Here is an 18,960-nt window from a genome sequence, read left to right as displayed (position 1 = left end):
TTGGCCGACAGCACCGTGGCGATGGCCGCCGTCAGCGTCGTCTTGCCATGGTCCACGTGACCGATCGTGCCCACGTTGACGTGGGGCTTGGTGCGTTCAAACTTACCTTTTGCCATTTTCAGTTCTCCAAAGAGCGATGCCTGTGTATTGGTTTAACGTCTGCATCCGGTTGCTGATTCGCCCTGCACAGGCAACGGGGCGGCACCGGATCGCAGATTGCAAAAACTGATTTGCTATCCAATCAATAGCTGTCAGCGCTTTTCAAGTAAGCGCTGACAGCCAATTTGATCTTTATTTGGAACGCGCAGCCATGATGGCTTCCGACACATTGCGCGGAGCTTCGCTGTAGTGCTTGAATTCCATCGAGTACGTGGCGCGACCTTGCGTTGCGGAGCGCAGCGTGGTCGAGTAGCCGAACATTTCCGACAGAGGTACTTCGGCCTTGATGGCCTTGCCGCCGCCAGGAATGTCTTCCATGCCTTGCACCATGCCGCGGCGGCTGGACAGATCGCCCATCACGTTGCCGGCGTAGTCTTCGGGCGTTTCCACTTCCACGGCCATCATGGGCTCCAGGATCACGGGGCTGGCCTTGCGGCAACCTTCCTTGAAACCGAAGATGGCTGCCATCTTGAACGCCAGTTCGTTCGAGTCCACGTCGTGGTACGAACCGAAGTGCAGCGTGACCTTGACGTCCACCACGGGGTAACCCGCCAGCACGCCCTGCGTGACGGCTTCGTTGATACCCTTTTCCACGGCCGGGATGAATTCGCGGGGAACCACGCCACCCTTGATCGCGTCGACGAACTCGATGCCCTTGCCGGCTTCGTTGGGTTCGATCTTGAGCACGACGTGACCGTACTGGCCCTTGCCGCCGGACTGGCGCACGAACTTGCCTTCGGCCTCTTCCACCGTCTTGCGGATGGTTTCGCGGTAGGCCACCTGGGGTTTGCCCACGTTGGCTTCCACGCCGAACTCGCGCTTCATGCGGTCCACGATGATTTCGAGGTGGAGCTCGCCCATGCCGGAGATGATGGTCTGGCCCGACTCTTCATCGGTACGCACGCGGAACGATGGATCTTCGGCGGCCAGGCGCTGCAGGGCGATGCCCATCTTTTCCTGGTCGGCCTTGGTCTTGGGTTCCACGGCCTGCGAAATCACGGGCTCGGGGAATACCATGCGCTCCAGAACGATCGGCGAATCGATGTCACTCAACGTTTCGCCGGTGGTCACATCCTTCAGGCCCACGCAGGCAGCGATGTCGCCGGCACGGATCTCATCCACTTCGACGCGGTCGTTCGCCATCATCTGCACGATACGGCCGATGCGCTCTTTCTTGCCCTTGACCGAGTTGAAGACGGTGTCGCCCTTGGACAGCACGCCCGAATAGACGCGCACGAAAGTCAGCTGTCCCACGAACGGGTCGGTCATCAGTTTGAAGGCCAGCGCAGAGAACTTCTCGTTGTCATCAGCCTTGCGGGTGACAGGATTCTCGTCGTCATCGGTGCCCGTGACGTCCGGGATGTCCGTCGGTGCCGGCAGGTAGTCGATCACGGCGTCCAGCATGCGCTGCACGCCCTTGTTCTTGAACGCGGTGCCGCACAGCATGGGGTGGATTTCGGTTGCAATGGTGCGCTGGCGCAGACCCTGCTTGATTTCCTCTTCGCTCAAGTCACCCTCTTCCAGGTACTTGTTCATCAGCTCTTCGGTGGCTTCGGCCGCAGCCTCCACCATTTTCTCGCGCCATTCCTTGGCAGCTTCCAGCAGGTCAGCCGGAATCTCTTCGTAGCTGAACTTCATGCCCTGGGAGGCTTCATCCCAGATGATGGCCTTCATCTTGAGCAGATCGACCACGCCACGGAAGTTTTCTTCGGCGCCGATCGGAATCACCACGGGCACGGGGTTGGCCTTCAGGCGCAGCTTCATCTGCTCGACGACCTTGAAGAAGTTGGCACCGGTACGGTCCATCTTGTTCACAAAGGCCAGACGCGGAACCTTGTACTTGTTGGCCTGGCGCCAGACGGTTTCCGACTGGGGCTGCACGCCGCCCACGGCGCAGTACACCATGCAGGCGCCGTCGAGCACGCGCATGGAACGCTCGACTTCAATCGTGAAGTCCACGTGGCCGGGGGTGTCGATGATGTTGAAACGGTGCTCGGGGTAGGACAGGTCCATGCCCTTCCAGAAGCAGGTCACGGCAGCGGAAGTGATCGTGATGCCGCGCTCTTGCTCCTGTTCCATCCAGTCCGTGGTGGCGGCGCCATCATGCACCTCACCCAGCTTGTGGGTCACGCCGGTGTAGAAAAGAATACGTTCGGTGGTCGTGGTCTTGCCAGCGTCAATGTGGGCCGAGATACCGATATTGCGGTAGCGCTCGATGGGAGTCTTGCGAGCCATGGTGGATCCTTGGATGGGTCGTGTTATTCGGGGGGCGGGCCCAGCATTCTGGCGCTGCAACCCGTCAATTTTGTGACCGCCTCAATCGCCACAAGGCTGCAGGCAAAAATGCCGGCAGCCTTGCGATAGACGACGAGAGCGATCCGTCGGTTTAGAAGCGGAAGTGGCTGAATGCCTTGTTGGCTTCGGCCATGCGGTGCACTTCGTCACGCTTCTTCATGGCGCCGCCACGGCCTTCGGTGGCCTCGAGCAGTTCGTTGGCCAGACGCTGGGCCATCGACTTCTCACCACGCTTGCGGGCCGCTTCCTTGATCCAGCGCATCGACAGGGCCAGACGACGCACAGGGCGCACTTCCACAGGCACCTGGTAGTTGGCACCACCCACACGGCGGGACTTGACTTCGACCATGGGCTTGACGTTGTTGATGGCAACAACGAAAGCTTCCAGCGGGTCCTTGTCGGGGTGCTTCTTCTCGATCAGTTCCAGGGCACCGTAAATGATGCGCTCTGCAACTGCCTTCTTGCCGCCTTCCATGATCACGTTCATGAATTTGGACAGCTCTACATTGCCGAACTTGGGATCCGGCAGGATTTCACGTTTGGGGACTTCGCGACGACGTGGCATTTTTTCACCTCATTCTTGCTTCAGTTGGCATCTTTTCAGACACCGCGAGAGCCATTCAGGACTCCCACTTACTCGACCCACGCAAGACATTTGCGCTTGGGGTCACTACGCTGCATCACCGCGCCACGCGGGAAACAGCACCTTTTATCTGGATCAGCCGCAGGCTTATTTGGCCTTTGGCTTCTTCGCACCGTACTTGGAGCGCGACTGCTTGCGGTCTTTCACGCCCTGCAAGTCGAGCGAACCGCGCACGATGTGGTAACGCACACCGGGCAAGTCCTTGACACGACCGCCGCGAACCAGCACGACGCTGTGTTCCTGCAGGTTGTGGCCTTCGCCGCCGATGTAGGAAATGACTTCGAAACCGTTGGTCAGGCGAACCTTGGCGACCTTCCGCAGAGCGGAGTTAGGCTTCTTTGGCGTCGTGGTGTACACACGGGTGCACACACCACGGCGCTGTGGAGAGTTTTGCATCGCGGGGCTCTTGGAGTTGGTCGTTTCGACCTGACGCCCCTGACGCACGAGCTGGTTAATGGTTGGCATGAATACGTCCCTAAACGTGAAATGCTTCGTGAAAGCGAAAACGTGAATCCCTTCGGAAATTCCGAAAAGCTTTCTAATGTACCAGCTTGGCCCAAGATAGGCAACTGGCCATCGATTTGGCGGCTCCCCGGCCAGGGCTGCCGTGCAAGGACAGCCCCGCCGCACCGGCGGCTTCCCCCTTCCCGAAGGGCGCAGCCATTCGGGAGAAGGGGTGAAGGCGCGCCAGCGCCTCAGGGGGTTGCCCCTTATTTAATCCACAACCGGATGGCATCCCAGGCGCGGCCCAGGACGCCAGCCTGCTCGACGCCGTCCAGCGCCACCAGCGGCACCTCGACCAGCGGCTGCTCACCCAGTACCACCTTGAGCGAGCCAATCGCCTGACCCTTGGTGAAGGGCGCCACCAGCGGGTCCGGGCGCACGATCTGCGTCGTGACCTTGCCGGCGCTGCCCGAGGGCACCGCCACGACGATGGCCTCGGAGCGACCGATCCGGATGGTGCTTGCCGTGCCTTTCCACACGGCGGGCGTGGCCACGGGCTGGCCGGCATCGAACAGCTTGACGGCATCAAAGGCGGTATAGCCCCAGTTCAGCAGCTTCTGGCTCTCGTTGGCTCGGGCGTTCTCGCTGGCGGCACCCAGCACGATGGACAGCAAGCGCCGCTGGCCCACATTGGGAAAATCGCGCTTGGAAGTGGCCACCAGGCAGTAGCCGGCGGCTGCGGTGTGCCCGGTCTTGAGGCCGTCCACGGTGGGGTCTCGGAACAGCAGCGAATTGCGGTTGTTGCCATTGGAGGCGGGGGTGCCGGGGTAGCTGTACTGCTTGGTGGCGTAATAGTGCATGTACTCCGGGAAGTCCTTCATGAGCCGGGTGGCCAGGGTGGCCAGGTCGCGCGCCGTGGTGGTGTGGCCGGGTTCCGTCAGCCCCTCGGGGTTCTTGTAGGCCGTGCCCTTCATGCCCAGGGCCTGGGCCTGGTCGTTCATGAGCTTGACGAAGTTCTCGGCGGTGCCACCCACGCCTTCGGCCAGGGCCATGGTGGCGTCGTTGCCCGACTGCACGATCATGCCCTTGATGAGATCCTCGACCGGCACCTGCATCTTGGGGTCGATGAACATGCGCGAGCCGGGCATTTTCCAGGCGCGCACGCTCACGGGCAGCTTCTGCTCCAGCGTGATCTTCTTGGCGCGCAGGGCGTCAAATACCAGGTAGCCCGTCATGAGCTTGGTGAGCGAGGCCTGCTCGACCGGTGCATCGATGTCTTTGGCCGCCAGCACCTGGTTGGCCGTCACATCCACCAACATGTAGGTGCGGGCGGCGATCTCGGGAGGCTGGGGCGCCTGGGCATGGGCGCCGAAGGCGGCAGGGGCAAGCACAGCCAGGATGGCCAGGGATCGCAACGCGGACAGGATTCGTTTCATGGGGCAACAAGGGGCTGGAAAGGCTCGAAAAAAGGGTGGAAGAAAAGACAAAGAGGGCGATCAGCGACCGGCCGGGGCCGGCGCGGGCCGCGCCTCTCAGACGCCCGATTGCAGGTGGCGGACCACCAGATTCTTCAAAAGCGTCAATTGTCCGTGAAAGAAATGGCCGCCACCGGGGACGACTGTGACAGGCAGTATCTGCGGCCGCGCCCAGTCGAGCACGGCCGACAGCGGCACGGTGTCATCGCGTTCGCCATGCAGCACCAGCGTACGCAGATGGGCCTCGGGTGGCACGGGCGCCACCGTGAAGCGGCTTGCGGCGGTGCCGACCAGCACCGCCTGCGCGACCTCGCGCTCGCTCCACAGGGCGGCCAGGGCGTGGCTGGTGACGAAGGCGCCAAACGAGAAACCGGCCAGCGCAATCGGTCCCTCGGGTGCCACCTGCTGCACCACGGCCAGCAGGTCCTGCAGCTCGCCGCGCCCTTCGTCGTGGGCGCCGGCACTGGCGCCCACGCCCCGGAAGTTGAAGCGCACCGTGGTCCAGCCGCATTGGGTGAACGCGCGCGCCAGGGTCTGTACCACCTTGTTGTCCATGGTGCCGCCAAACAGCGGATGGGGATGGGCAATGACGGCCACACCGCGCGGGGCCGCGCCGTCGTGCAGGGAGGCCGCATCGCGCGCCGCCTCGATGGCGCCGGCAGCGCCGTGCAGCGCCAAGCGTTCGGTTTGTGCATTCACAGATTGCTACCCATTCAATAGCATCAAGCGCTTGCCATCTAAGCGCCAGATGCAAAAACACTCAAAAAATGGTAGAGCGGCGCTCAGCGCCCAAGTTCCGGCGGCGTGAGCAGGCGTTCGACGATCTGGCCGTTTTTCAGGTGCGACTCCACGATTTCGTCCACATCGCTGGCGTCTACATACGAGTACCAGGTGCCCTCGGGGTACACCACGGCCACGGGGCCGGCGGCGCAGCGGTCCATGCAGCCTGCCTTGTTCACCCGCACCTTGCCGGGGCCCGCCAAGCCTGCCGCCTTGACCTGCGCCTTGCACCGGTCGAAGGCCTCCTGGGCGCCATGGTGGGCACAGCTGTTTTCGCCGTTGGCCCGGTCGTTCAGGCAAAAGAAGATGTGGCGGGCGAAATAGCCGGTCGCTGCGGCGGGGGTGGAGGGGGTGTCGCTCATCGGGTCATTCTAGTTTTTCGGCTCCCGCCGCGACACCCGAATGAGCACATAGGCCAGTGCGGCATAGGGCCACAGCCAGCCCAGCCACTGGCCCAGGCCAAAAAAACGGATGAAACGCCCCTGCTCCCAGGTTTGCAGCGTATGGGCAAAGTAGGCACTGGCTGGGGCCTGGTTGAGCAGCCCCAGATGCCAGGCCAGCGCCAGCAGCAACACCGCCGCGCTGGCGCGCCGCGGCAAGGCCAGCAGCAGCGCCGCCAGCCCCAGCGCCGCCCCCACCCCGACGCGCGTGGGCAGCTCCAGCCAGCTCCAGGCGTGCGATGGTCCCCAGCTCAGCGCCGCCGACAGGGCCGTGACCGCTATCCCCACCACCGCCACGGCGATGGCAAACAGGACGCGGCGCCCCACATGGCGGATGACGCAATAGCCCAGCAGACACGGGATCAGCAGCCCCAGCGTGACGCACAACAGCTCGCCGCCGGGGGACAGGGGCTCCAGCGGCGCATCGCGCACCGGCAGCCATTCAAGGAAGGGCGTGTCGGCCAGCAGCTCTTCGAGGCCCTGTTCCAGCCGCTCCAGCACCTGGCCCAGGCCAAAAGGCACGGCTGCCGGAAACAGCAGCGCCGCGGGCCACAGCGCCAGCAGCACCAGCGCACCGCGCGCATCGCGCACGAACCAGCGGGCGCGGAAATCGCTCCAGCGGTCGATGGCACCCCAGCGCTCCAACAGCGCCGCCGTGAACGCCCCCGCCAGCGTTCCGATGACGTTGAGCAACAGGTCCAGGTTGGAAGGCACACGCCGGGGCAGGTAGATCTGCAGATACTCCATCAGCAGCGACAGCAGCGAACCCGCCAGCGTGGCCAGCAGCACCGCCCCGCGCTCGCGGCCCGAACGCAGCAGCGCCAGCACCAGCAAAAAACCAAGGGGTGCATAACCCGCCATGTTGATGGCGACATCAAACCCCGTCCAGTACGGCGGCGGCAACGGTGCCGACAGGAACACCCAGGGATCGATGCCCTGATCGCGCCAGCCATCAAACGGGAACAGGCTGGCAAAGACAATCAGCGCTGCATGGATCAGCGCCAGCGGCCAGGCAGAGGTCTTGTGCACCGGCGCAGGCCCCGTGTGTCAGAACGGCTTGACCACCACCAGCACCACGGCAATCAGCAGCAGCAGCACGGGCACTTCATTGAACCAGCGGAACCAGACATGGCTCTTGCGGCTGGTTTCGGCGATGAGCTTGCGCAGCAGCACGGCGCAGGCGTGGTGGTAGCCGATCACCAGCAGCACCACAGCCAGCTTGGCATGCATCCAGCCATTGCCCGGACCGCGTCCGATGCCATAGCCCAGCCAGAGCCACAGGCCCAGCGCCACGGCAGGCACGGCCAAGATGGTGGTGAAGCGCAGCAGCTTGCGCGCCATCAGCACCAGGCGCTCGCGCTCGGCCACCGAGCCAGGCGCCACCATCGCCAGATTGACGAAGATGCGCGGCAGATAGAACAGGCCAGCAAACCAGCTGGCCACGAAGACAATGTGAAGGGCTTTGATCCAGAGCATGGCTGCAGTTTAAGGGCCGGCGGCTTCGACGGCCGCCCCCGGTGCATTACCGCACTCCAGGGCGCGGTCTGTGCGCAAGCGCCACCCCAGCCAGCAGGCGCCGGGGAACCGGCTTTGCCGCCCCCCGGCATCGTCCCCTCGGGGAGGAAGGCATCAAAGGCGACTCAGGGAGCTTCATAATCACTTTCATGCACCTCTCCAGCCCCACCCCCTTCCCGCAAAGCCGCCCACGCCGCCTGCGCCGTGACGCCTTCACCCGCAACCTGGTGCGCGAGCATGCCGTCACGCCCCACGACCTGATCTACCCCGTGTTCGTGCACGAGGGCCAGAACCAGCGCGAGGCCGTGCCCTCCATGCCCGGCGTGGACCGCCTGAGCCTGGACCTGCTGCTGCCGGTGGCCGAAGACTGCGTGCAGCTCGGCATCCCGGTGCTGGCGCTGTTTCCGGCCATAGCCCCATCCCTCAAGACGCCCGATGGCAAGGAAGCCCTGAACCCGGATGGCCTGATCCCGCGCGTGGTCCGCGCCTTGAAGAAAGAGTTTCCCGACCTGGGCGTGATGACCGACGTGGCGCTCGACCCCTACACCAGCCACGGCCAGGATGGCGTGCTCGACGACACCGGCTACATCATCAACGACGACACGGTGGAGATCCTCACCGGCCAGGCCCTCACCCATGCCGAAGCCGGCGTGGACATCGTGGCGCCCAGCGACATGATGGACGGGCGCATCGGCGCCATCCGCGAGGCCTTCGAGGTGCAGGGCCACATCCACACGCGCATCATGGCCTACAGCGCCAAATACGCCAGCGCCTTCTACGGCCCCTTCCGCGATGCCGTGGGCACACGCGGCGCCCTGGGCAAGAGCAACAAGTTCGTCTACCAGATGGACCCTGGCAACAGCGACGAGGCGCTGCGCGAAGTGGCACTGGACATCGCCGAGGGCGCCGACATGGTGATGGTCAAGCCCGGCATGCCCTACCTGGATATCGTGCGCCGTGTGAAGGACGAGTTCCGCGTGCCCACCTTCGCCTACCAGGTCAGCGGCGAATACGCCATGATCAAGGCCGCTGCCGCCAATGGCTGGCTCGACCACGATGCCGTGATGATGGAAAGCCTGCTGGCCTTCAAGCGCGCAGGCGCCGACGGCGTGCTGACCTACTTTGCGCGCGATGCGGCAAGGGCTCTTCAAAAATAATCGCTGCTTGCGCTGGCACAGCAAGCGCTGGAGGCACTCTTGACCTCAGAACCTGGTGCCCTGCGCATCTTCCACATCCACAGCGGCGGCGTGCAGGAACTGGCCGGGCTGCCGGCGCAGATGCCCGCCCAGGGATTTGTCTGGATGGCCTGCGCGCGCCCGGCATTCCAGGCGCGGCTGGCCGAGATCCAGGCCAGCCTGCAGACCCTGGCGGGGCTGCAGCTGGTGGACCTGCATGTCTCCGACCTGCTCAACACGCAGCTGCCCTCGCACTACGACTACACCTCGCAGTACGACCTGCTGGTGTTCCGCCGGCTCGCCACGCAAAACGGCGCTGCCCCGCAAGAGCCCGGCGCCACGCCAGCACCCAGCCCGCTCAAACGCAGCGGGCCACCCGTGCTGCGGCGCATCGACACCAGTCCGGTGGGCTTCGCGGTGTTCGACCAACTGCTCCTGACCGTGCATCCGACCGACTGCGCCGTGCGCGACGCCTATGCCGCACGCCTGCTGGCCGACGCTCCGGCCCCGGCGGGCGAAGGCCGCAGCAGTGCGGTGCCCGGCGCACGCCGCCCCGCCAGCCCCGCCGACCTGATGCTGCGCGTGGCCAATCTGATGGTGGACGGCTACCTGGACCTGCGCCGCGAACTCACGCGCCAGCTCGACCACTGGCAGACCGAGCTGCTCAAGCCCCGGTCGCGCTATGTGAACTGGAACTCGCTGCTCGAAGCGCGCCTCTCGCTGCACCAGCTGGACGACATCTGCGAAGACCAGCGCACCGCCGTGCAGAACTGGACCGACGCCCTGGAAACCTGGGCCGTGCCCGACAGCAGCGCCGGCCAGCGCGACCTGGACCTGCTCAAGGTGCGTAGCCGCGACCTGCTCGAACACATCGAACGCGTGGTGCACCATGTGCGTCGGCTGGAGCAGAGCTCCGAAACCGCCGTGCAGATGCACTTTTCGGTGCAGAGCAACCGCACCAACGACATCATGCGCACGCTCACCGCGCTGACCGCGGTGTTCCTGCCGCTGAACCTGATCGCAGGCATCTTCGGCATGAACTTCGAATTCATTCCGCTGGTGCACAAGGCCGACGGCTTCTGGTGGGCCATGGGCTCGATGGTGTTCATTGCCGTGGCGCTGGTGGCGCTGTTCTGGCGCAAACGCTACCTGGCGCGCACCAGCGGGCAGTGACCGGCGCCACGCCCGTGCCCCCTGGAAGACGCCGGCCTACCCGATGTGCTTGGCAAAAAAAGCCAGGGTGCGGTCGCGTGCAACCAGGGCCGCGGCCTCGTCATACGAGCCGCGCTGGTCGCAGTTGAAGCCATGGTCGGCTTCGTACACATGCACCTGCACTTCGGGGTGCGCACCCGCAAAGGCCTGCACGCTGTCCACCGAAATCCAGTGGTCGCGCTGGCCAAAATGCGCCAGCACCGGCACCTGGGGCTGGCGCGCCACCTCGCCGGGCGTGGTCATGCCACCGCCGTAGTAGCACACGGCCGCGGCCAGGCCCTGGAGGCTGCAGGCCGCGCGCCAGGTCAGCAGGCCACCCCAGCAAAAACCCACGATGCCCACCTTGCCGCCACCGTGCCGGGCGGCGTAGTCGATGGCGGCCTGGATGTCGGGCATGACGCCGTCGCCGGGCAGCGCATCCACCGCCGTCTTGTAGCCAAAGCCCACACCCATGTCGGCTTCGCTGTAGCCCAGGTCCACCTGCGGCTGCACGCGCGCAAAGGTGGCGGGCGCCACCGCCAGATAGCCGCGCGCCGCCAGGCGGTCGGTCACGGCCCGGATGTGCGAATTGACCCCGAAGATCTCCTGCAGCACCACGATGGCACCGCGCGGTGCCCCATCGGGCTGCGCCACCCAGGCGGGCACCACAAAACCATCCTGCGACGTCAGATTGACAAACTGGCCCATGCAATTGCTCCTTGAGAAAAAAGGGCTGTGGCACAAAGGCACCACCGCCGCCCACCAAAGCATTCCGGCACCGTGCCGGGATGCTGTAATGCACTGCATTCTTGCAGGAGACCGGTTTTGGACCAAGTGCGAACCACCGCCTGCACCGACCGCACCGCCACCGCTTTGCACCCTTCAGGAAACCGCCGATGGATCTGAAACCCCTCATCACCTTGCTGGCCATCGTGAACCCGCTGGCCATCGTGCCGTTTTTCATCCACTACACGCAGGGGTTTTCAAGCGAACAGCGCCGGCGCACCATCCGCACAGCGGCCCTGGCGTCGTTTTGCGTGATTGCCGCCTGCGCACTGCTGGGCCTGCAGATCCTGGAGTTCTTCAATATCTCACTGCAGAGCTTTCAGGTGGGCGGCGGCATGCTGCTGCTGATCAGCGCCATGAACATGCTCAACGCCCAGCCAGCAGAGGCCAAGCCCCACACGCATGAACTGGAGGAAGGCGCCGAGAAGGCGGCGGCGGGCAGCAGCATTGCCGTGGTGCCCCTCACCATCCCCCTGCTCACCGGCCCTGCCAGCATGTCCACCGTGGTGATCTATGCCGACCGTGCGCAGACCTTCTGGCAGCACGCGGCGCTGGTGGGCTACGGCGTGGTGATCGGGCTGGCCACGGCCCTGTGCTTTTCGCTCGCCGATCCGATTGCCCGCGTGCTGGGCAAGACGGGCATCAACGTGATGACCCGCCTGATGGGCCTGATCCTGGCGGCCCTTGCCGTGGAGGTGATGGCTGACGGGCTGGGCAAGCTGTTCCCCATTCTCGGGGCGCGGTAGCTCAACCAAGCACCGCCCAGGTGTGGCACGCGGTGCCCGCCGCAACGAAGCCATGCCATACCGCATGGGCGTAGCGGATGCGGGCGTCCAGCACAAAAAAGACCACGCCCAGGGTATAGGAGCAGCCCCCGGCCACCAGCCATTGCGCCCCGGCCGCCGACGCACGCTCCAGGATGGGCACTGCCGCCAGCAGCACCAGCCACCCCATGGCGAGATACGCCCCCGTGGACAGCCAGGGCGACGACAGCCGGCCCATGGCCTTGAGCGCCATGCCTGCAGCAGCCACCAGCCACACCAGGACCAGAATGAAGCGGCCCCCAGGCTCCCCCAGATGCCCCGACGCAAAAGCCGTGTAGCTGCCCGCAATGAACAGGAACACCGCACCGTGGTCCAGCCTCAGGAAAACACGCTTGGCCCGGCCATCCGGCAAGGCGTGGTACACGGTGGACGCCAGGTACAGCCACACCATCGTTGCCACAAAAACGCAGATGCCGGCAAAGCCCTCGGCGCTCAGGCTGCGGCCCCAGGACACCAGCCAATAGCCGGCGCCCAGGGCAGCGATCAACGCCACGGCGTGGCTGGCCGCATTGGCGGTTTCCTCGCCTCGGCTTTGCGCACGCCCGGCGCTGCCCGTGAGGAGAGACCGGCCCATCGCCGCGCACCTAGTGCGGCAGCGCGGTCTGCTGGCGATCGCGCCAGGCGTGGTAGCGCGCCCGCTGCAGGGCAAAAAGCTCCACCACGCCCCACGCCATGCCGCAGCCCACCAGGCCGCACAGCATCAGCCAGCGCAAGGCGTCAATCCTGCGCGGGCGATGGGGTGGTGAATTCTTCATAAGAGAAGCAGTCGTTGCCCGGCAAATCCAGCCAACGCCAGCGTTCGTCGAACAGGTCGTCGAAGAGTCTCTGCAATCCGAGCAGTTTCCACAGCATGCGAGGCCTTTGAAAGAGGTGGTTGGCTGCTGCAAGTTACCTGCGCTGTGTGACAGTTTGGCGTCCGTCGGCACATTTGCCACACCCACCCTCTGGATTCACACGGCAGGCAAAGCGAGCGGTATGCTGCGGCGTCTTCCCCCTGCCACACCGCCCTCCACCACCGTGCCCGAAAACGTTCTGCCCGAACTGCTGGCCCTGGAAAAGATCATCGAGCAGGGCGGCCCCGACCTGCAGGTGCGCGTGGTGCGCGAGGTCAGCCTGGCATCGGGCCAGCGCTTTCCCATCTATTCGATCGGCATTGGCAACACCAGCCCGCACGTCCCTGCCGTGGGATTTTTTGGGGGAGTGCATGGCCTGGAGCGCATCGGCGCCGAGGTGGTGCTGGCCTACCTGCAGAACATCGCCATGCGGCTGCGCTGGGACACCACGCTGCACCAGCAGCTCGAACAGGTGCGCCTGGTGTTCATGCCCATCGTCAACCCCGGCGGCATGTGGGCCGCCACCCGCGCCAACCCGAACGGGGTGGACCTGATGCGCAATGCGCCGGTGCAGGCCCTGGACCGCGTGCCTTTTCTGATGGGTGGGCAGCGGCTGAGCGCCGGCCTGCCCTGGTACCGGGGCCACCCGGGCGCACCCATGGAAGTCGAAAGCCAGGCCTTGTGCGAGGTGGTGGGCGCCGAGCTGCTGCACCGCCCCTTCAGCCTTGCGCTGGACTGCCATTCGGGCTTCGGTGTGCGCGACCGCCTGTGGTTTCCGTTTGCCCACACCCGCAAGCCCATTGCGCACCTGAACGAGCTGCATGCACTGAAGGACATCTTCCTGCAGGCCCACAGCAACCACCAGTACATCATCGAACCCCAAAGCACGCAGTACCTGGCCCATGGCGACCTGTGGGACTACCTGTACCTGCAGTCCTGCGAGCAAGCGGGGCGCATCTTCCTGCCGCTGACGCTGGAGATGGGCTCGTGGATCTGGATCAAGAAGAACCCTCGCCAGCTGTTCTCGCGCCTGGGCATCTTCAATCCGCTGATCGACCACCGCCAGCAGCGGGTGCTGCGCCGGCATCTGGCATTGCTCGATTTTCTGTCGCGCGCAGCCTGCAGCCACCAGCGGTGGGTGCCCGGCGCCGAACATTACGCGCAACGCCGCGCCAACGCGCTGGCCGAGTGGTATTGAACATGGACACCTGGGTTCTGCTGCGCGGCCTGACCCGCGAAACCGCCCACTGGGGCCGCTTTGCTGAGGATTTCCAGAGTGCATGGCCCGGGGCCCGTGTGGTGTCGATCGACCTGCCGGGCAACGGCCGGTTCCATGCACGGCAAAGCCCGGCCACCGTGCAGGGCATGGTGGCGGCCTGCCGCGCCGAACTGGCAAGGCAAGGGGTGCAGCCACCGTTTCATCTGTTGGCCATGTCGCTGGGCGCCATGGTGGCCACCGAATGGGCCCGCACAGCACCCCAAGAAATCAGCGGCTGCGTGCTGGTGAACACCAGCTTTCGCCCGTTCAGCCCCTTTTTTCACCGGCTGCGCCCCCGCAACTATGCGGCCTTGCTGGGCCTGGCGCTGCTTCCCCGATCGGCCGACGCCATCGAACGCACGGTGTGGCGGCTGACGAGCAACGCGCCCGACCCGCGCAGCGCCGTCATCCGCGACTGGGTGGCCGCCCGCACCCTGCGCCCGGTGTCGGCCGCCAACGCCTTGCGCCAGCTGGCGGCGGCGGCCCGCTACCGCGCGCCCGCCTTGGCCCCCACCCCCCGCATCCTGCTGCTGGCCAGCCAGAACGACCAGCTGGTGGACAGCCGCTGTTCGAAAGCCATTGCCCGTGGCTGGCACTGCGCCCTGGCCCTGCATGCCGATGCGGGGCACGATCTGCCGCTGGATGCGCCCCAGTGGGTGATAGAACAGGTGCAGCAATGGCGCACGGCCACGGCCCCATAACCCGGGCAGGTCGAACGGGAATCGATACAAAAAGCACAGAAAACGCTCATCTATAAAGCGCTAATTGCTATCCAAACAGCGCAAACATCAGAAGTACCAGGCCGCAGCCCAGGCACCCTGTCGCCGCCGTTCAGGCCACGGCTGCGGCCACAGCGGCAGGCGCGGTGTCCTCGTCCGAGCAGCTCGCGCCACCACAGCCATGGAGCAAACCATCTGGCAGCGCATCGGGCGCATGCACCACCCCCGTGGTCGCATCAAAGCCCACCCGGCGCAGATGCAGGGCCAGGGCGGCGTCCATGCTCTGCGCATGCTGGGGAAACCACAGCGCCAGCTCGGCCGCCATGGCACGCACCACATGCAGCTCGCCCTTGTCCACCGCACGCGCGGCACCGTCGCGCATGACCTGCAACACCACCTTGTGCTGCATGGCATGGCAGTTGCCCGAGGCAAAGCCGGTGGAAGCCATCCAGGCATCCTCCTGGCCGAAATGCTGCTCGGTGTGCTCCACCAGTGCCTGCCACCTGGCTACCAGGGTGGCGTTGTCGGCGGCTTCCACCGCCGCTAGCAGATCGACAAACTCGCGGTGGGTGTCATCCATGAGCGGCAGGTCCAGCGCCAGCGCCTCCGACCATTGCAGTGCAGCCATCTTTGCTTCCTTGCGTTCAAAAAAGGCGCCAGCTTAGGGGGCGGGTTGACCAAAGTATTGACGCAAGTCATGTGCGCGGCGCATGGTCACCCGCATGCAAAAGCCCCGCGCAGGGCGGGGCCCATGGGGCATCGGCAGCAGGGACATCCGCCAGGATGTTCCCTGCTGCAGTTCATTGGCCGTACATGCGTTTGGCGTCGTCCACGCATTTGGACTTCACATCGCCTTGCAGGGTGTCGCAGCGCTCTTTGGCGGCCTTGTAGTTGGCCTCGTTCTTCTCGGCGGCGGCGTCCTTGCGCGCCTCGGCCACGGCGGCCCCCTTGGCGGCGGGCGTGTCGGCGGGCTGGGCCTGCGCTTCGCTCACCTTGGCGTTTTCCTTGGCGGTCACATGGACGGCCTTGGCATCCTTCAAGCAGACGTCCTTGGCGTTGCCGCTGAGGTCGTCGCATTTTTCCTTGGCGACGGCGTAGTCGGCGTCGGCACGGGCCACGCGGGCCTTGTAGTCCGCCTTGGCGCTGGGCTTGTACCTGGCATCCAGTTCGGCCTTGGCAACGTCTTCATGGCCCTTGGCTTCCTTGGCGCAAATGTCCTTGGCATTGCCCGCCAGGGCATTGCACTTGTCTTTGCTGGCCTTGTAGTCGGCCGAGATGGTGTCCTTCGCCGCCTTGTACTCTGGCTGGGTCATTGCGAAAGCGCTCGTGGCCAGCAGGCCGGCGGTGATGGTGGCAATCAGGGTGCGTGCGATGTTCATGGCTGGGTCCTCGGGAGTGGTCTGCTGCGCAGTTGCCGCAGCACCTGTGCGCAGACAAAAGTGGGGCAACGGTTCTTGGGGGCTGGCGCGCAAGAAGCGTCAGTCCCTGAAGCGGAATTCAGGATGGCGTCCCTGCCATTCCTTGAGCTGCTTTTCCGCCACATCGCGGGCGATGCCATGGCGTTCCTGCAGCTTGCCCAGCAACTGATCGCGACGGCCGGCGATCACATCGAAATCGTCATCGGTGAGCTTGCCCCACTGTTCGACCAGCTTGCCTTTGAACTGTTTCCAGTTGCCTTGAAGGGTGTCTTCGTTCATGGTGCGCTTCCTCGAAAATTTCGCCTCTGCCATCCACCCGGAATGCGTGGAACATCTGCGTGATGCGATGGAGTCCACTGTAAAAACGATGCCCGTCGCACCGCGTAGGCCTTGCCGCGAAACACGCGTCAGCGCAGGCCTACGGACATGACAGACAAGGACGCGGCTTGCAGCTTTGCGCGGCCGGCGCCACACCCACACAGCGCCGTGTTCTCCCCGGGCGTACACCCGGTTCAGGGACCGATCAGCGCCCCAGCTGCTCCAGCCACTGCACCAGTTCCTGGGCCAGCTGGTCGGTGGCTTCTACCAGGGCCCGCGTACCACCGGCGGCGTCCGCGCTGGCGGCCGGTCGCTGCACGATGAACACGCGCTGACCCAGCAGCGTTTCACCCGTCGCAGCGGGCTCTGCCAGCGTGGCACGCAGGCGCACCAGACCAGCGCTTTCGGTGGCGCTGGTGAAGACCTGGCTGAACTCCTCCAGCTCCACCCGCAACACGGTGGGCAGCTTGCCAGCGGCGCGCGCCTGGGCCGCACCGCTATCGGCCGTGAGCACGGCGCGGCGCTGGCCCAGCCGGTCGCGCAGGCGCTGCTGCACCAGTTGCGCGGGCGGCTGGCTCCAGCGGGCCTGGCTGTAGGGGCGCAATTGCCGGGCGTCGGCGTAGGCCAGGCGGTAGACCACGGCAGTGCTGCCTTCGACCAGGCCCGGGGCCTCCAGATCGGCCAGCGCCAGGGGCGGCAGGGGCGCGCGCCGGTCGGCGGGCCCGGATGCCATGGCACCCGGGCCAAAGTCGTAGTGCACGGGACGTGACGGCGGTGAAGGCAAGGCCGAGCATCCCGCCAGAAAAGCAGCAGCAAATACGGCTATCGCGCTTGTTTTACAAGCGCCAGCAGCTATTGTTTTGATAGTTTTCATGGCGAATTGCATCAGGGTTGGACCACGGGTGCCTCGAAACCGGGCTCGCCCGGACCGGCGCCGGAACGGCCGGGGCCGTAAATGAAAACCTGCGGGTTTTCGTTGACGCCCCCAGCCGTGCGCCCCAGCTGGCGCGCGGCACGCGAGGTGTCGTCTGCAGCGCGGTTGATGCGCGGCAGGGTGCTGTTGCCAAACTGGTCGGCCACCCGCGCCAGGGCCTGGGTGCCCTGGGTGAGCTGGTCCAGGGCGCCACCGTCGGCGCTCAGGCGCCGGGTGGTCTGACCGATGTCGGCGGCCAGCGTGGACACCTGGGTGCCGGCCTGCTGCAAGGCCTGCAGGGTCTGGCGTGCGTCGCCCGCCAGCGGCGGCAAGGCCGCCAGGGTGGGGTCCAGGCGTTCTTTCACGGTGGTGTCCAGCCGCTGGCTCAGGGCCGCCACGCTGCTGGCCGCCTGCCCCATGCTGTCGAGCACCGTGCTGAACCGCTTCTGGTTATCGTCCCCCAGCAGCTGGTTGATGCGCTGCGTGGCCTCTTGCACCTGGCCCAGGATGGCGGGGCCTTGCTCCGCCAGGCGCGACAGGGGCGAGCTGCGCAGCGGCAGCCGGGGCAGGCCGCTCGGCCCGGGGGGCTCGACCGGCTGCGCCACCTCGTCATCATCGAGCTGCACATGGGCCAGGCCGGTGACACCCTGGTAGCCCAGCACCGCGAAGGTGCTGGGGGTAATGGGTGCCTGGTCGTTGACCGCGATGCGGATCAGCACATTGCCCGGCAGCTGCGGGTCGAAGCCGATGCGCGTGACCTTGCCCACCGCCACGCCCTTGTAGCGCACGGCGGCCTGGGGCTGCAGGCCGGTGACGCCGTCCTTGCTGGTCAGTTCGAATTGCTGGTAGCTGGTGTTGTCGCGGGTGAGCCAGGTGGCCAGGCCCGCCAGCATGGCGGCCACCACCAGCACGAACACTCCGGCAGCGAGGGCGTGGGATTTGTTTTCCATCAGGATTCCTTGGCGGTGACGGCGGTGGGCACTGGCGCCATGGCGCGCTGGCCGCGTTCACCCAGAAAAAAGTGTTCGATGAACGGATGAGGGTAGCGTGTCACTTCGCGGGGCGCGCCGGTGACGACGACTTTTTTGTCCGCCAGCACGGCCACGCGGGTGCTCAGGGCAAACAGCGTATCGAGGTCGTGCGTGACCATCACCACGGTGAGGCCCAGCGCCGCATGCAGCTCGCGCAGCAGGTCCACGAAATCATCCGACGCGCTGGGGTCCAGCCCCGCCGTCGGCTCATCGAGCAGCAGCAGCGGAGGGTCCATGATGAGCGCCCGCGCCAACGCCACGCGCTTGATCATGCCACCCGACAGATCGGCGGGCATGCGGCTGGCGTGCTCGGGCTTGAGGCCCACCATCTGCAGCTTGACCAGGGCTGCATCGCGCACCACGTCCGGCGGCAAGGTGCCCTGCTCGCGCAGCGCGAAGGCCACGTTGTCGAGCACGTTGAACGCCGAAAACAGCGCGCCGTGCTGAAACAGCATGCCCACCCGGCTGGCGGCGCCTTCGCGGCCCATTTCCGAGGCCGGCTGGCCCAGCACCGTGACGCGCCCGCGCGTGGGCAGTGCCAGGCCCAGCATCTGGCGCAGCAGCACGGTCTTGCCCGTGCCCGAGCCTCCCACCAGGGCCAGGATCTCGCCGCGCTGCACCGACAGCTGCAGGTCCTGGTGCACGGTGAAGGCCGCGTCACCCTTGCCGAAGACGGTACACAGCCCGGAGATATCCACCACCGGTTCGGCAAAATTTGGCTGGGTGGATGGGGCAGTCATGGG

24 protein-coding genes are annotated in these 18,960 nt (G+C 65.5%); 5 read left to right on the top strand and 19 right to left on the bottom strand.

All coding sequences use genetic code 11. The features are described from left to right. The 9 genes from BLW02_RS16140 to BLW02_RS16100 all read right to left on the bottom strand — a co-directional run. A partial coding sequence (locus tag BLW02_RS16140) for a GTP-binding protein (protein ID WP_244273727.1) occupies positions 1-116 on the bottom strand: 116 nt, incomplete at its 3' end. Positions 117-291: 175 nt separating this feature from the next. Beyond that, on the bottom strand, positions 292-2,394 hold the full coding sequence (gene fusA / locus BLW02_RS16135; RefSeq protein WP_092700197.1) for an elongation factor G: 2,103 nt from the start codon (positions 2,392-2,394) through the stop codon (positions 292-294). Between the two features lie 151 nt (positions 2,395-2,545). Then, the gene (gene rpsG, locus BLW02_RS16130; protein ID WP_092700195.1) at positions 2,546-3,019 is read right to left on the bottom strand and encodes a 30S ribosomal protein S7; all 474 of its coding nucleotides are present in this window, start codon (positions 3,017-3,019) and stop codon (positions 2,546-2,548) included. A gap of 165 nt (positions 3,020-3,184) precedes the next feature. Continuing rightward, positions 3,185-3,562, bottom strand: a complete 378-nt coding sequence (rpsL, locus tag BLW02_RS16125) for a 30S ribosomal protein S12 (protein WP_024813771.1) — start codon at positions 3,560-3,562, stop codon at positions 3,185-3,187. A 245-nt stretch (positions 3,563-3,807) separates the two neighbouring features. Next, entirely contained in the window at positions 3,808-4,977 is a 1,170-nt protein-coding gene (locus BLW02_RS16120) for a D-alanyl-D-alanine carboxypeptidase family protein (RefSeq protein ID WP_092700193.1), read from the bottom strand. A 96-nt stretch (positions 4,978-5,073) separates the two neighbouring features. Continuing rightward, a complete protein-coding gene (locus BLW02_RS16115; protein ID WP_092700191.1) occupies positions 5,074-5,715 on the bottom strand; it encodes an alpha/beta hydrolase in 642 nt (213 codons plus the stop codon). 83 nt (positions 5,716-5,798) lie between these two features. Beyond that, on the bottom strand, positions 5,799-6,158 hold the full coding sequence (locus BLW02_RS16110; RefSeq protein WP_026435011.1) for a (2Fe-2S) ferredoxin domain-containing protein: 360 nt from the start codon (positions 6,156-6,158) through the stop codon (positions 5,799-5,801). Positions 6,159-6,167: 9 nt separating this feature from the next. Continuing rightward, complete coding sequence (locus BLW02_RS16105) at positions 6,168-7,265, bottom strand: VanZ family protein (protein ID WP_092700189.1); 1,098 nt, start codon at positions 7,263-7,265, stop codon at positions 6,168-6,170. A gap of 18 nt (positions 7,266-7,283) precedes the next feature. After that, positions 7,284-7,712, bottom strand: coding sequence for a CopD family protein (locus BLW02_RS16100; protein WP_092700187.1), 429 nt, complete (start codon positions 7,710-7,712; stop codon positions 7,284-7,286). Positions 7,713-7,900: 188 nt separating this feature from the next. Here BLW02_RS16100 and hemB point away from each other — a divergent pair, with 188 nt between their 5' ends. Then, a complete protein-coding gene (hemB, locus tag BLW02_RS16095) occupies positions 7,901-8,908 on the top strand; it encodes a porphobilinogen synthase (protein WP_092700185.1) in 1,008 nt (335 codons plus the stop codon). 60 nt (positions 8,909-8,968) lie between these two features. After that, entirely contained in the window at positions 8,969-10,099 is a 1,131-nt protein-coding gene (locus tag BLW02_RS16090) for a magnesium transporter CorA family protein (RefSeq protein ID WP_092700203.1), read from the top strand. 36 nt (positions 10,100-10,135) lie between these two features. Here the strand turns inward: BLW02_RS16090 and BLW02_RS16085 are convergent, their stop codons facing one another. Continuing rightward, a complete protein-coding gene (locus BLW02_RS16085; protein WP_092700183.1) occupies positions 10,136-10,825 on the bottom strand; it encodes a dienelactone hydrolase family protein in 690 nt (229 codons plus the stop codon). A gap of 188 nt (positions 10,826-11,013) precedes the next feature. On the opposite strand from BLW02_RS16085, the gene BLW02_RS16080 reads away from it, so the two are divergent. Beyond that, positions 11,014-11,649 (top strand): MarC family protein, encoded by a 636-nt coding sequence (locus tag BLW02_RS16080; protein ID WP_092700181.1) that lies wholly within the window; start codon positions 11,014-11,016, stop codon positions 11,647-11,649. A gap of 1 nt (position 11,650) precedes the next feature. Here the strand turns inward: BLW02_RS16080 and trhA are convergent, their stop codons facing one another. From trhA to BLW02_RS20325, 3 genes are read right to left on the bottom strand one after another with little or no spacing between them, the layout of a single operon-like run. Beyond that, positions 11,651-12,301, bottom strand: coding sequence for a PAQR family membrane homeostasis protein TrhA (gene trhA, locus BLW02_RS16075; RefSeq protein ID WP_092700179.1), 651 nt, complete (start codon positions 12,299-12,301; stop codon positions 11,651-11,653). Between the two features lie 10 nt (positions 12,302-12,311). Then, positions 12,312-12,440 carry a hypothetical protein gene (locus tag BLW02_RS20330; RefSeq protein WP_255346453.1) on the bottom strand — a complete coding sequence of 43 codons (129 nt, stop codon included), beginning with the start codon at positions 12,438-12,440 and terminating at the stop codon, positions 12,312-12,314. A 4-nt stretch (positions 12,441-12,444) separates the two neighbouring features. Next, positions 12,445-12,579 (bottom strand): hypothetical protein, encoded by a 135-nt coding sequence (locus tag BLW02_RS20325; protein WP_255346452.1) that lies wholly within the window; start codon positions 12,577-12,579, stop codon positions 12,445-12,447. Between the two features lie 165 nt (positions 12,580-12,744). Here BLW02_RS20325 and BLW02_RS16070 point away from each other — a divergent pair, with 165 nt between their 5' ends. Both BLW02_RS16070 and BLW02_RS16065 read left to right on the top strand, forming a co-directional pair. Continuing rightward, on the top strand, positions 12,745-13,758 hold the full coding sequence (locus BLW02_RS16070; protein ID WP_244273725.1) for a M14 family zinc carboxypeptidase: 1,014 nt from the start codon (positions 12,745-12,747) through the stop codon (positions 13,756-13,758). A 2-nt stretch (positions 13,759-13,760) separates the two neighbouring features. Next, positions 13,761-14,519 carry an alpha/beta fold hydrolase gene (locus tag BLW02_RS16065; RefSeq protein ID WP_092700175.1) on the top strand — a complete coding sequence of 253 codons (759 nt, stop codon included), beginning with the start codon at positions 13,761-13,763 and terminating at the stop codon, positions 14,517-14,519. A 130-nt stretch (positions 14,520-14,649) separates the two neighbouring features. Here the strand turns inward: BLW02_RS16065 and BLW02_RS16060 are convergent, their stop codons facing one another. The 6 genes from BLW02_RS16060 to BLW02_RS16035 form a co-directional block, all read right to left on the bottom strand. Continuing rightward, positions 14,650-15,165 carry a hemerythrin domain-containing protein gene (locus BLW02_RS16060; RefSeq protein ID WP_092700173.1) on the bottom strand — a complete coding sequence of 172 codons (516 nt, stop codon included), beginning with the start codon at positions 15,163-15,165 and terminating at the stop codon, positions 14,650-14,652. A 172-nt stretch (positions 15,166-15,337) separates the two neighbouring features. Next, positions 15,338-15,916: a hypothetical protein gene (locus BLW02_RS16055; protein WP_092700171.1), complete on the bottom strand. Its 579-nt coding sequence runs from the start codon at positions 15,914-15,916 to the stop codon at positions 15,338-15,340. A gap of 99 nt (positions 15,917-16,015) precedes the next feature. After that, a complete protein-coding gene (locus BLW02_RS16050; protein ID WP_092700169.1) occupies positions 16,016-16,234 on the bottom strand; it encodes a CsbD family protein in 219 nt (72 codons plus the stop codon). Between the two features lie 244 nt (positions 16,235-16,478). Beyond that, a complete protein-coding gene (locus BLW02_RS16045; RefSeq protein ID WP_092700201.1) occupies positions 16,479-17,147 on the bottom strand; it encodes an ABC-type transport auxiliary lipoprotein family protein in 669 nt (222 codons plus the stop codon). 11 nt (positions 17,148-17,158) lie between these two features. After that, a complete protein-coding gene (locus tag BLW02_RS16040) occupies positions 17,159-18,136 on the bottom strand; it encodes an MlaD family protein (RefSeq protein ID WP_092700167.1) in 978 nt (325 codons plus the stop codon). After that, positions 18,136-18,957, bottom strand: coding sequence for an ABC transporter ATP-binding protein (locus BLW02_RS16035; protein ID WP_092700165.1), 822 nt, complete (start codon positions 18,955-18,957; stop codon positions 18,136-18,138). The genes BLW02_RS16040 and BLW02_RS16035 overlap by 1 nt, the downstream gene beginning before the upstream one ends. Between the last annotated feature and the right edge of the window lie 3 nt (positions 18,958-18,960).

The organism is Acidovorax soli (assembly GCF_900107605.1).
GTDB classification, from domain to species: domain Bacteria; phylum Pseudomonadota; class Gammaproteobacteria; order Burkholderiales; family Burkholderiaceae_C; genus Acidovorax; species Acidovorax soli.
Note: the sequence above shows the minus strand (reverse complement) of the source record. Positions and strands in the feature narration are given on the sequence as shown.

Excerpts from the sequence above, each read along its gene's own strand:
- fusA (WP_092700197.1), bottom strand. The coding sequence starts at position 2,394 with ATGGCTCGCAAGACTCCCATCGAGCGCTACCGCAATATCGGTATCTCG.
- rpsG (WP_092700195.1), bottom strand. The coding sequence starts at position 3,019 with ATGCCACGTCGTCGCGAAGTCCCCAAACGTGAAATCCTGCCGGATCCC.
- rpsL (WP_024813771.1), bottom strand. The coding sequence starts at position 3,562 with ATGCCAACCATTAACCAGCTCGTGCGTCAGGGGCGTCAGGTCGAAACG.
- BLW02_RS16120 (WP_092700193.1), bottom strand. The coding sequence starts at position 4,977 with ATGAAACGAATCCTGTCCGCGTTGCGATCCCTGGCCATCCTGGCTGTG.
- BLW02_RS16110 (WP_026435011.1), bottom strand. The coding sequence starts at position 6,158 with ATGAGCGACACCCCCTCCACCCCCGCCGCAGCGACCGGCTATTTCGCC.
- BLW02_RS16100 (WP_092700187.1), bottom strand. The coding sequence starts at position 7,712 with ATGCTCTGGATCAAAGCCCTTCACATTGTCTTCGTGGCCAGCTGGTTT.
- hemB (WP_092700185.1), top strand. The coding sequence starts at position 7,901 with ATGCACCTCTCCAGCCCCACCCCCTTCCCGCAAAGCCGCCCACGCCGC.
- BLW02_RS16085 (WP_092700183.1), bottom strand. The coding sequence starts at position 10,825 with ATGGGCCAGTTTGTCAATCTGACGTCGCAGGATGGTTTTGTGGTGCCC.
- BLW02_RS16080 (WP_092700181.1), top strand. The coding sequence starts at position 11,014 with ATGGATCTGAAACCCCTCATCACCTTGCTGGCCATCGTGAACCCGCTG.
- trhA (WP_092700179.1), bottom strand. The coding sequence starts at position 12,301 with ATGGGCCGGTCTCTCCTCACGGGCAGCGCCGGGCGTGCGCAAAGCCGA.
- BLW02_RS20325 (WP_255346452.1), bottom strand. The coding sequence starts at position 12,579 with ATGCTGTGGAAACTGCTCGGATTGCAGAGACTCTTCGACGACCTGTTC.
- BLW02_RS16065 (WP_092700175.1), top strand. The coding sequence starts at position 13,761 with ATGGACACCTGGGTTCTGCTGCGCGGCCTGACCCGCGAAACCGCCCAC.
- BLW02_RS16060 (WP_092700173.1), bottom strand. The coding sequence starts at position 15,165 with ATGGCTGCACTGCAATGGTCGGAGGCGCTGGCGCTGGACCTGCCGCTC.
- BLW02_RS16055 (WP_092700171.1), bottom strand. The coding sequence starts at position 15,916 with ATGAACATCGCACGCACCCTGATTGCCACCATCACCGCCGGCCTGCTG.
- BLW02_RS16050 (WP_092700169.1), bottom strand. The coding sequence starts at position 16,234 with ATGAACGAAGACACCCTTCAAGGCAACTGGAAACAGTTCAAAGGCAAG.
- BLW02_RS16045 (WP_092700201.1), bottom strand. The coding sequence starts at position 17,147 with ATGAAAACTATCAAAACAATAGCTGCTGGCGCTTGTAAAACAAGCGCG.
- BLW02_RS16040 (WP_092700167.1), bottom strand. The coding sequence starts at position 18,136 with ATGGAAAACAAATCCCACGCCCTCGCTGCCGGAGTGTTCGTGCTGGTG.
- BLW02_RS16035 (WP_092700165.1), bottom strand. The coding sequence starts at position 18,957 with ATGACTGCCCCATCCACCCAGCCAAATTTTGCCGAACCGGTGGTGGAT.